This is a genomic window from Streptomyces sp. NBC_00178 (genome assembly GCF_036206005.1).
In the GTDB taxonomy this organism is placed as follows: domain Bacteria; phylum Actinomycetota; class Actinomycetes; order Streptomycetales; family Streptomycetaceae; genus Streptomyces.
Genome location: NZ_CP108143.1, coordinates 7,307,633 through 7,317,043, shown reverse-complemented (window position 1 = coordinate 7,317,043; position 9,411 = coordinate 7,307,633). Strand labels below are relative to the sequence as shown.

Sequence of the window (9,411 nt, the reverse complement as noted above, 5' to 3'; positions counted from 1 at the left end):
TATGCAGCGGCAAGCCGCTGCATAGAGCGCGAATTGCGCAAGCGCAATTCGAATTCCGGCGCAAGCGCCGGAATATAATTCCGTAAACGGAATTCTGAACGGAATGCAATTCGCGCAAGCGCGAATTGCGGGAGTCCCCGCAAGCGGGTCCTCCTGGGCTGGCTGCGAGGGGCGGGTGCATCACGCCCGGGCCTGTGTAGGGTCTGGGGTTACTGTCCACGATCCCACAACGGATGTGACGGCTCGTCGGGCGCCGGCCTCACCATAGTGACGGGTTCCGCTGCGCTCCACCCTGACCACTCCCCCAGCCCCGAAACCCCCGGCCAGGCTCGCCAACACCCCGTCAACATACGGGGCAACCGGCCACTTCGAAGTAAGATTCGGCCATGCATCACTCTGAGGGTGAAAGTTGGCATGCGAGTGATGCATCATGGTCTCTGCCTGTGTAGTGTTTGGGTCCAGGCACTACAACCCATGCCACACCATCGCACCGGTGACCTTCCATTCTGATTACGCGCGACATTCTGCGAAAAGGAGAGCACGGGAAATGGCCGTGAAGTTGCGTGACCACCAGATCGAAGCCGTTGCCGCCATTGTGCGGGGCTTCGATATCCCGCCGGGCGGTATCCCCGTTAATGGCCTTCGCGGTCAGGTGCACGCCGCGTGTGGCACGGGAAAGACCATCATTGCGGCGACATCGGCGAAGCGCATTGTGCCCAAGGGTCGCGTTCTCGTTCTGGTGCCGACGCTGGACCTGCTGACGCAGACCGTGCAGGCGTGGCGCGAGGCTGGGCATGCGGGGCCGGCGGTTGCGGTGTGCAGCCTCACCGACGACCCGGAGCTGTGGAACCTCAAGGTGCGCTCCACGACGAATCCCGTGCAGTTGGCTCTGTGGCACGGCTCGGGGCCGGTGACCGTCTTCGGGACGTACGCCTCGCTGGGTGTCCTGGCGGAGGCGTTCGAGGGTGCCTACGGGCAGCAGCTGGCCCCGATGGACCTGACGGTGGTCGATGAGGCCCACAGGACCAGTGGCTCGATGGGTAAGGCGTGGGCGGACGTCCACAACCAGGGTGTCATCCCCTCGCACCGTCGGCTGTACCTGACGGCGACGCCGCGGATCTGGGAGGAGCGGCTGAACCGCGAGGTCGCGGAGGGAGTGCGTGACCCGCTGCCGCGCGAGATGGCGGCCTCCATGGATGACGAGCGAGTCTTCGGGCCGGTCTTCTACAAGCTCTCGTTGGCGTCGGCGGTGTCTCGGGGCTTGCTGGCCCGCTACCAGATCATCGTCCTGGAGCTCCAGGACCCGGTGGTCACGCCGGAGCGGCTTATGGGTGAGGAGCGGCACAGCGAGAAGGTCCGTGGGGAGCGCCTGGGGGCGCTCCAGGCGGCGTTGCTGCACACGATGGCGCAGCACGGGTTGTCGACGTGCATCACCTTCCACCACCGGACGATAGAGGCGCAGGCGTACGCGGAGGGCCTGGAGCGCGTGGCGGCGAAGCTGCACGCTGACCAGCCCGAGAAGTACCCGGCGGCGATCTGGGCGGACTGGCTGTGTGGTGAGCACGCGCCCGAGAGCCGGCGGGGGGTCCTGGGGGGCTTCGGGTCCACCGCGCAGCGGGCGGTGCTGTCGAACTGCCGGGTCCTGGGCGAGGGCGTCGACATCCGGGCGGTGGACTCGGTGGCCCTCCTGGACCCCAAGGGGGCGCCGCACGACATCGTCCAGGCGATCGGCCGGGCGCTCCGTCAAAAGCCCGGACAGGGCAAGGTGGCCTCTTTGATCGTGCCGGTATTTCTCCAGCCCGGAGAGAAGCCGGAAGACATGTTCACCTCCGGATCGTATAAGCCCTTGGTGAAGGTATTGGAGGGTCTGCGCGCTCACGACGAAGAGGCAATCGAATTGCTCGCGATTCCGCAGGAGCCTCAGAAGGACGTTGCGCAGCCCTCGGAGTACATCGGTCCGCCACCCGAGGAAGGCGAGGACGAATCCCGTCTGCTACTTCGTTTTGCGGCTCCGCGTGATCCGGTGATGGTCGCGGACTGGGTGTCCTTCAACGTGATCGACACCGAACGCCAGGACTGGGGGCGTGGCTGGGCGTCGCTCAAGAAGTTCGCGGATCGTGAGCATCACGCCCGAGTTCCGTACGGGCACAAGGAGGGCGCGTACCCGCTGGGGCAGTGGGTCGCGGAGCAGCGACGGGCGTACGGAGCGGGGCAGATGACCGGCCAACGGGCGCAGCGGCTGGAGAAGCTGGGCATGGTCTGGAACCCGGCCGATGAGCGGTTCCAGGAGAACCTTCAGGCCGCCAAGGCATACTACGACCAGCACTGGACCCTCTGCGCGCCCCGGTCCGCGACGATGCTGGACCGGCCGGTGGGGCAGTGGCTGTCCAACCTCCGCCGCGCGGGTGCACTGGAGGGTCACCCCGAGTGGAAGACGGCGCTGGAGGCCGTGGACGAGCACTGGAACCCCGCATGGCCGGCGGAGTGGCAGAGGCACTACGCCGCACTGCGGGAGCTGGTGCGTGACGAGGAAGGCCCGGGGGAGGTCTTGCCCGGCTTCACCGTGCACGGGATGGACGTGGGGCGGTGGCTGGCCCGGCAGCGGCAGCCCGGGGTGTGGGCGGACCTGGTCGAGGGGCAGCGGGAGCGCCTGGAGGCCATCGGCGTCACCCCGCTTCCTGTGACCGTGCTCCCGGAGCTCCCGCCCACGGAAGGGGCGACCGCGCCCGCGAAGCCGCTGAGTGCCTTCGAGAAGGGTGTTGCGGCCCTGGCGCAGTACAAGGCCCGCACGGGCTCTGTGACGGTTCCAAGGGGGCACGTAGAACGGCTGGACGACGGGGCAGAAGTCCGGCTTGGGGTATTTCTGTCCAACAGCAAGAGCCGTAGGGCCAAGCTGACCGCTGACATGCTCGCCGCGCTCGCCGGCCTGGGGCTGGAGTGGGCAATATGACCCGTCAGCTGCACGGAGACGTGCGGTCGCGATGCGTGAGGCGGTCTCCGGGCCCACCCGGCGCCGTGCGCGGCGGGACGCGGAAACGTTGATCGCGGCGCTGCTGGCTGATCCGCAGGCGCGGCAGCTGCGGGCCATGCTCGGTGCGGAGGAGGCCCGGACCGGGCGGGAACTACGCCACGCCTTACAGGTGTTCCAGGACTGCCACGACCAGGCCGTGCGCAGCGCCGATCTGGCCGTGCTGTCCCGGCTCTGCCCGGGCAAGCACGGGCGGTGCGCCCGTCTCCAGCCGTTCCAGGACCGCTACGACCAGGCCGTGGCGGAGGGCGACCCGGACCGGCTCGCCGGGCTCTGTGCGGGCAAGCACGGCCGCTGGGGGCGGATCTGCGCGTTGCCCGACGGTCACGAGACCTCGATGGAGGAACCGCACTGGGGCCGCACCAGCGAGGGCCGGCCGATCGCGTGGGTGGGCAGCGCACCTGACGATTGGTGAGCGGCGGTGAGAGCGGAGAAGGACCCCGGGGCGCAGGGTGGCCGGGGTCCTTACAAGGGTCTCGAGATCAACCTACTTGACTAGGCAAGTATTTACGCTAACCTGGAGCCCGTTGTCCGGGCGACAGCCACCGTCGTGTCTGCGCCAATCCGTGACGCGTCGACCACGAAATCAGAGAGGTTCTCATCGTGACCGAACCGCAGGGTGAAGCACTGGAAGCCATTCGGCGTCGCCAGGAAGAGCTCAAGGTGAAGTACCTGGCCCCCGCCGCAGACCGTCCGAAGACCGCCGCGCGTGGAATTCACCATGCCGCCTTCATCTGCCGGGATGTGGAGGAGACGATCCTCTTCTACCGGGACATCATGGGCTTCCCGCTCGTGGAACTCTTCGAGAACCGTGACTACGCCGGGTCCACCCACTTCTTCATGGACGTAGGCAACGGGAACCTGCTCGCATTCTTCGACTTCCCTGGCCACCCGCACCCGGACTACGCAGAGGCCATCGGTGGCATCCACCACCTGTGTCTGTCCGTCACGGAGGAGAACTTCGCCACGATCGTGGGCCGTCTCCGCGAACACGACATCGAGTTCATGGAGATCAAGGGAGACCACGGACTGAACCTGTTCGTCGCTGACCCCAACGGCCTCAGGATCGAGCTTGCCACCGAGAAGCTGGGCTATGCCGAGGGTGAATACCTGCTGTAAGCCGAAGCCGGTGACATTGACGCCAGGTCGCAGGTCGGCGCCGGTATCCGCCGAGACGCAGTCAGGGCGTCAGGCGGGCGGGGGCTGGAGGCCGAGCTGGACCGCCGCCAGGGCGACCGCCTCACGCACGCTCAGGCCCTCACCGTCGTCCTGGCAGGCTGCGACGCGCAGGAGCCGGGCCCGCCCCTCCCGTCGTCCCGCGAGCTCGCGCTGAACGTCGGGCAGGCTGCGGTAGCCGCGTCGCCGTACTTCGTAGTCCACCCCGGCACCGTAGATCCGCGTACGCCACTGTGAGCGGCGAACACGACCCCCGCCACCCGATGGGGCCCCTCCCCGGCTCCGGGCCCCGCAGCCGGGCACCGCATCTTCGGCGGCTCGGGCTTCAGCCTCTGCCCGCTCGGATGCAGACGCTCGGCAGTCGGCGTCCGGCGTCCCGCCCTCCCGGACCTTGAGCAAGGACCTCGCGACCGCAGGTCGGGCACGGGGGGGGTGCCCCTATCTCTTTGGTCAAGGTGGATGGGTGCTGGTTCGGGCGTCTGGAACGATGTGCCTGTGCATGCTGATGATCAGGTTGGCGAGGGTGTCTCTGCGGACCTCGCGGTGTTTCTCCGGAACGCTGGCGACGGCCGTCCAGTGAAGATCGTTCCTTCCGTCTGCGGCGGGTGTGGCGGGCGCGTGTTCTTCGTGCTCGTCGACGATGTCGAGGGCGGAGCCGAGCGGGTGTGCGCTGGTTGTGGCGGCCGTGCGTTCATCGCGGATAGCGAGGAGTTCTGGGAGGACGCGGATCCGGGCGAGGCCTGCTGCCCGTGCGGGAGCGAGGAGTTCGAGACCGCGGTCGCGTTCTCCCTGGCCGACGACGGATCGGTCCGCTGGGTGACCGTTGGGCTGCGGTGCCAGAAGGACGGCGCCGCGGGGGTCTATGCCGACTGGAAGATCGACTACGGCCCCACGGACCACCTCCTGACCATGGTCTAGGTCTGCGGAACGACGGCCCGAACAGGCTGCGGTTCGTAGAAGGTGCCGTCGCGGAGCATCGCGAAGAGGACGTCGGCCCGGCGCCGGGCAAGGCAGAGCAGAGCCTGAGTGTGGTGCTTCCCTTGGGTGATCTTCTTGTCGTAGTAGGCCCGCGATGCCGGGTCGCCCAGGGCCGCGAACGCGGAGAGGAAGAAAGCCCTCTTGATCTGCTTGTTCCCTCTTCGGGAGGGCTGTTCGCCGCGGATCGAGGACCCTGAACTGCGGGTTGCTGGGGCGAGTCCGGCGTAGGCGGCGAGGTGGCCGGCGGTCGGGAAGGTGCTGCCGTCGCCGACCTCGATCAGGATCCTGGCTCCGGTCCTGACGCCGACTCCTGGCATCGACCTCAGGACCTTCGAAAGAGGGTGGGCCTCCAGGAGTTCCTCGATCCTCGCGGCCAGAAGTTTGCGCTGGTCAAGGACGGCGGCCAGGGATCCGGCCAGGCTCGGGACGATCAGTGCGGCCGCCTCGGTGCCGGGAACGGTGACAGTCTGCTCGTCCAGGGCGGCGAAGATCTCCTCGACGAGCCGCTCGGCCATCCTCGGGGCCTTCGGTCGTAACAGGGTGACCAGGCGTCGGCGGCCGGCCTTGCGGATCTGGGCCGGTGACCCGAATCGCTCCAGCAAGGTCAGGACGGCCGGATGTTGCAACCGCGGTCCCAGCACCCGCTCCAGCGACGGATGGATCTGGGTCAGCAGGCCGTGCAGCCGGTTCGCGACCCTGGTGGCTTCGCCGGCCAGGTCGTCGTCGAAGCCGACGATCATCTCCAGTTCGGCGATGGTCTCGTCCTCGCCGTCGATGGCCCGCAGCGTGTGGGGCATCGCGCGGGCCGCGTCCGCGATGATGAACGCGTCCTTCGCGTCGGTCTTGGCCTCGCCGGGGTAGAGGTCGGCGATCCGCCGCATCGTCAGCCCGGGCAGGTAGGCGACCGGGCAGCCCATGTCCCTCGCGACTGCCAGCGGCAGTGCGCCGATCGAGGCCGGCTGGTCGACCACGACCAGCACCGTTCCGTGCTTGGCCTTCAGCTTGGCGAAGAGCTCACGGAGCTTGGGCTCGGTGTTGGGTAACCGCTTGTCGAAGGCCTTCTTGCCGGCCGGGGTGACGGCGGTGGCGTGGTGTTCGCCTTTGCCGACGTCCAGGCCGAGGAAGACGTCGATGTCGCCGGTGTCGATCACGCGCAGGCCCCTCCGCTCACGCTTTCGTCCGGCCTTGCCAGGGCACCGAGCTGCCACATCCACGTTACGGAGAGCTCTTCCGGCTTGGGTGAAGCCGGTGCTCAAGCCCCTCATCAGCGGTCCGTCGATGCCTCCGGGCCCGGTGACACCACCCCCCGGATCATCAACAACAAGGGGGGGGAAGTCATGCCGGACCCGAAGGCCGGAGGCCCCATTGCGGAGCCACGAAAACGGTAACGGGGGGGAGGGAATGGGAGACTGCGGAGATGGATATCTGTCGCAGGAACAACGTCACCGTGACCGGCCGTGCGGACGGGCCGGTACTTCTGCTGGCGCACGGCTTCGGCTGCGACCAGAACATGTGGCGTCTGATCGTTCCCGCTCTGGCGGAGACCTATCGGGTGGTGCTCTTCGACTACGTGGGCTCGGGCCAAGCGGAGTCGTCGGCCTGGGATGAGCGGCGCTACAACTCTCTGGAGGGCTACGCCACGGATGTGCTGGACATCTGTGAAGAACTGGACCTGCGGGATGTGACGTTCGTGGGGCACTCGGTGAGCGCGATGGTGGGTGTGCTCGCGGCAGCGAAGGCGCCAGAGCGTTTTTCCCGCTTGGTGATGGTTGCCCCTTCGCCCCGCTACATCGACGAAGACGGCTACCGGGGCGGGTTCAGCTCGGATGACATCGATGAGCTGCTGGAGTCGTTGGAATCGAACTATCTGGGCTGGTCGGCGGCGATGGCCCCGGTCATCATGGGGAACGAGGACCGGCCGGAGCTCGGACAGGAGCTGACCACCTCGTTCTGCGCGACCGACCCGGACATGGCCCGGGTCTTCGCCCGCACCACGTTCCTGTCCGACAGCCGCGCAGACCTCAAGACGGTCACCGTGCCGACGCTGGTCCTCGAGTGCACGCAGGACGTGATCGCTCCCCGCGAGGTCGGCACCTACGTCCGCGACGCAATCCCCGGCAGTCGGCTGGTCACCCTGGAGGCGACGGGGCACTGCCCGCAGCTGAGCGCACCGCAGGCCACGGCCGCAGCGATCGCCGACTTCGTCGGAGCCGCCTGATGATGTGCCGTACCGAACAGGTGCCGGAGCCGGGCGAGGAACAGGACGTGGCCGCCACGGATGCGATGTTCACATCGCTGCTGGAGGACAGTGCTGAGGAGTTGTACGAGCAGGCTCCCTGCGGGTACCTGTCGACGCTGATGGACGGCACCATCGCGAAGATCAACGCCACCCTGTTGGGCTGGTTGGGCCTGGACCGTTCCCGGGTGGTGGGGCGGATGCGGTTCGCTGATCTGCTCACCGTCGGTGGCAAGCTCTACCACGAGACGCACTACGCCCCCCTGTTGCAGATGAAGGGCGAGGTCAGCGGCATCGCCCTGGACATCAAAGCCGCTGCCGGCCGGATGCCGGTGCTGGTCACATCCAGGGTGAAGACCAGCGAAGACGGCGAGCCGCTGCTGATCCGGACGACCGTCTTCGATGCCCGGGACCGTCGTGCCTACGAGACCGAGCTGCTACGAGGACGCCGGGCCGCGGAGGAGTCACGCCGACAGGCCGAGGCCGACCGTGAGCGGCTCCAGGAGGCGCTTGCCGTCCTGCAGCAGAGCCTGCTGCCGGCCGAGCTGCCCATGATTCCGGGGCTGGATGCCGCTTCGCACTACCACACGGCTTCGCCGGATCTGCTGGGCGGAGACTTCTACGACCTGTTCCCCCTGGGCGCCGGCCGGTGGGCGTTCTTCCTCGGGGACGTGTGCGGGAAGGGTCCTCAAGCCGCCGCGGTGACCTCGCTGACCCGCTACACGTTGCGCGCCGCCGCCCTGCACGAAGCCGATCCAGTCACCGTGCTGACCACCCTGAACACGGTGCTGCACGAGCGGTACAGCAGCGGCGACACCCGCTACTGCACCGCCATATTCGGTGTCCTGGAACAAGGCGATGACGCTGTCAGCGTGCACCTGGCTTCCGGCGGTCACCCTTCGGCCCTGATCCAGCGAGCGGACGGCAGCGCCGACTACCTGCCCACTCCGGGCGGAATGCTCATCGGCGTCCTGCCCCAGGTCCAGTTCACCGCCGCCCGCACTCAGCTGTCACCTGGCGACACCCTGCTCCTCTACACCGACGGCCTGACCGAGGCCCGCACCGGGCCAGGCCGCGAGCTGTACGGCGAGGACGCCCTGCGCGCCTTCACCGCAGCCCAACCGCCGGCAGGACCCAAAGCTTTGATCACAGCCCTTACTGGGCTCCTCGCCGGGTTCGGCGACGGACTCGACGACGACACGGCCCTCCTCGCCCTAAGGCTTGTCCCGTAAATGATCTCTGAGTCGCCGGGGGTTGGGCGATCGTGGTCGGGTCCGGCCGTCTATCCGGCGAGGGCGAGGTTGTGCAGGCGGGCGATGCCGAGCATGGCGTGGTGGACTCCGTCCCCTCGGAGGCGGCAGTCGCGGAGGATCTTCCAGGTCTTCATGCGGGCGAAGACGTGCTCGACGCGGGCCCGGACCTGCTTGTGGGACTTGTTGTGCTTCCTTCCAGTCGGGCAGGTCTTCGCCTTTGCGCCGGCGGTGGGGCATGACGAGTCCGGTGCCCGGGTAGCCGCCGTCGGCGATCGTCCGGGTCTTGCCGACGGCGGCTCTGGCGCCGGATTCCTCCCACGCCTTGCAGTCGTTGCGGTTCCCAGGCAGCGGCCGGCCAACCACGACGACCAGGCGGGTGTCGGCGTCGATGACGACCTGGTGGTTGGTGGAGTAACGGTAGTTCTTCGACTGCGCGGCAATGGCGTGGTCGCGGGTGGGCACGAGGGTGCCGTCCACGATGAGGACAGTGTCCTTGGCGAACCGCTTGCGCGGCTGGAGTGCGAGCATCGGTCCGAGGTGGTCGATGATGCGGTCGGCAGCGGACTTCGAGACACCGAACAGCGGAGCGAGTTGCCGCATGGTGAGGTTTGTGCGCCAGTACGCCGCGACCAGCAGGGCCCGGTCCTCCAGCGGAAGGCTCCACGGCCGACCCTTGCGGACCGCATCCGCACCCTCACGCCGCAGCACCGTCAGCAGCTTCCCGAACTGTCTCGGGCTCA

The 9,411-nt window shown here is 67.8% G+C and carries 8 protein-coding genes and 1 pseudogene; 6 read left to right on the top strand and 3 right to left on the bottom strand.

The window, feature by feature from the left end; translation table 11 throughout:
• The first annotated feature begins 547 nt into the window (after positions 1-547).
• The 3 genes from OHT61_RS32120 (at position 548) to OHT61_RS32110 (ending at position 4,147) form a co-directional block, all read left to right on the top strand.
• Positions 548-2,950 (top strand): DEAD/DEAH box helicase, encoded by a 2,403-nt coding sequence (locus OHT61_RS32120; protein WP_329043022.1) that lies wholly within the window; start codon positions 548-550, stop codon positions 2,948-2,950.
• A gap of 31 nt (positions 2,951-2,981) precedes the next feature.
• Positions 2,982-3,443 carry a hypothetical protein gene (locus OHT61_RS32115; RefSeq protein ID WP_329043021.1) on the top strand — a complete coding sequence of 154 codons (462 nt, stop codon included), beginning with the start codon at positions 2,982-2,984 and terminating at the stop codon, positions 3,441-3,443.
• Positions 3,444-3,631: 188 nt separating this feature from the next.
• Positions 3,632-4,147 carry a VOC family protein gene (locus OHT61_RS32110; RefSeq protein ID WP_329043020.1) on the top strand — a complete coding sequence of 172 codons (516 nt, stop codon included), beginning with the start codon at positions 3,632-3,634 and terminating at the stop codon, positions 4,145-4,147.
• 69 nt (positions 4,148-4,216) lie between these two features.
• On the opposite strand, the gene OHT61_RS32105 is transcribed toward OHT61_RS32110, so the two are convergent.
• Positions 4,217-4,408 (bottom strand): hypothetical protein, encoded by a 192-nt coding sequence (locus tag OHT61_RS32105; RefSeq protein ID WP_329043019.1) that lies wholly within the window; start codon positions 4,406-4,408, stop codon positions 4,217-4,219.
• 414 nt (positions 4,409-4,822) lie between these two features.
• Between OHT61_RS32105 and OHT61_RS32100 the strand changes: the two genes are divergently transcribed.
• A complete protein-coding gene (locus OHT61_RS32100; RefSeq protein WP_329043018.1) occupies positions 4,823-5,122 on the top strand; it encodes a hypothetical protein in 300 nt (99 codons plus the stop codon).
• On the opposite strand, the gene OHT61_RS32095 is transcribed toward OHT61_RS32100, so the two are convergent.
• Positions 5,119-6,333, bottom strand: a complete 1,215-nt coding sequence (locus tag OHT61_RS32095) for an IS110 family transposase (protein WP_443049595.1) — start codon at positions 6,331-6,333, stop codon at positions 5,119-5,121. The two genes, OHT61_RS32100 and OHT61_RS32095, sit on opposite strands and share 4 nt — an antisense overlap.
• Positions 6,334-6,599: 266 nt before the next feature.
• Between OHT61_RS32095 and OHT61_RS32090 the strand changes: the two genes are divergently transcribed.
• Together OHT61_RS32090 and OHT61_RS32085 are read left to right on the top strand one after the other, a co-directional pair.
• Positions 6,600-7,400, top strand: a complete 801-nt coding sequence (locus OHT61_RS32090; protein WP_329043017.1) for an alpha/beta fold hydrolase — start codon at positions 6,600-6,602, stop codon at positions 7,398-7,400.
• Between the two features lie 2 nt (positions 7,401-7,402).
• Positions 7,403-8,650, top strand: a complete 1,248-nt coding sequence (locus OHT61_RS32085) for a PP2C family protein-serine/threonine phosphatase (RefSeq protein WP_329043450.1) — start codon at positions 7,403-7,405, stop codon at positions 8,648-8,650.
• Here the strand turns inward: OHT61_RS32085 and OHT61_RS32080 are convergent.
• A pseudogene (locus OHT61_RS32080) lies at positions 8,636-9,379 on the bottom strand (transposase); the annotation flags it as partial. The gene OHT61_RS32085 and the pseudogene OHT61_RS32080 sit on opposite strands and share 15 nt — an antisense overlap.
• Between the last annotated feature and the right edge of the window lie 32 nt (positions 9,380-9,411).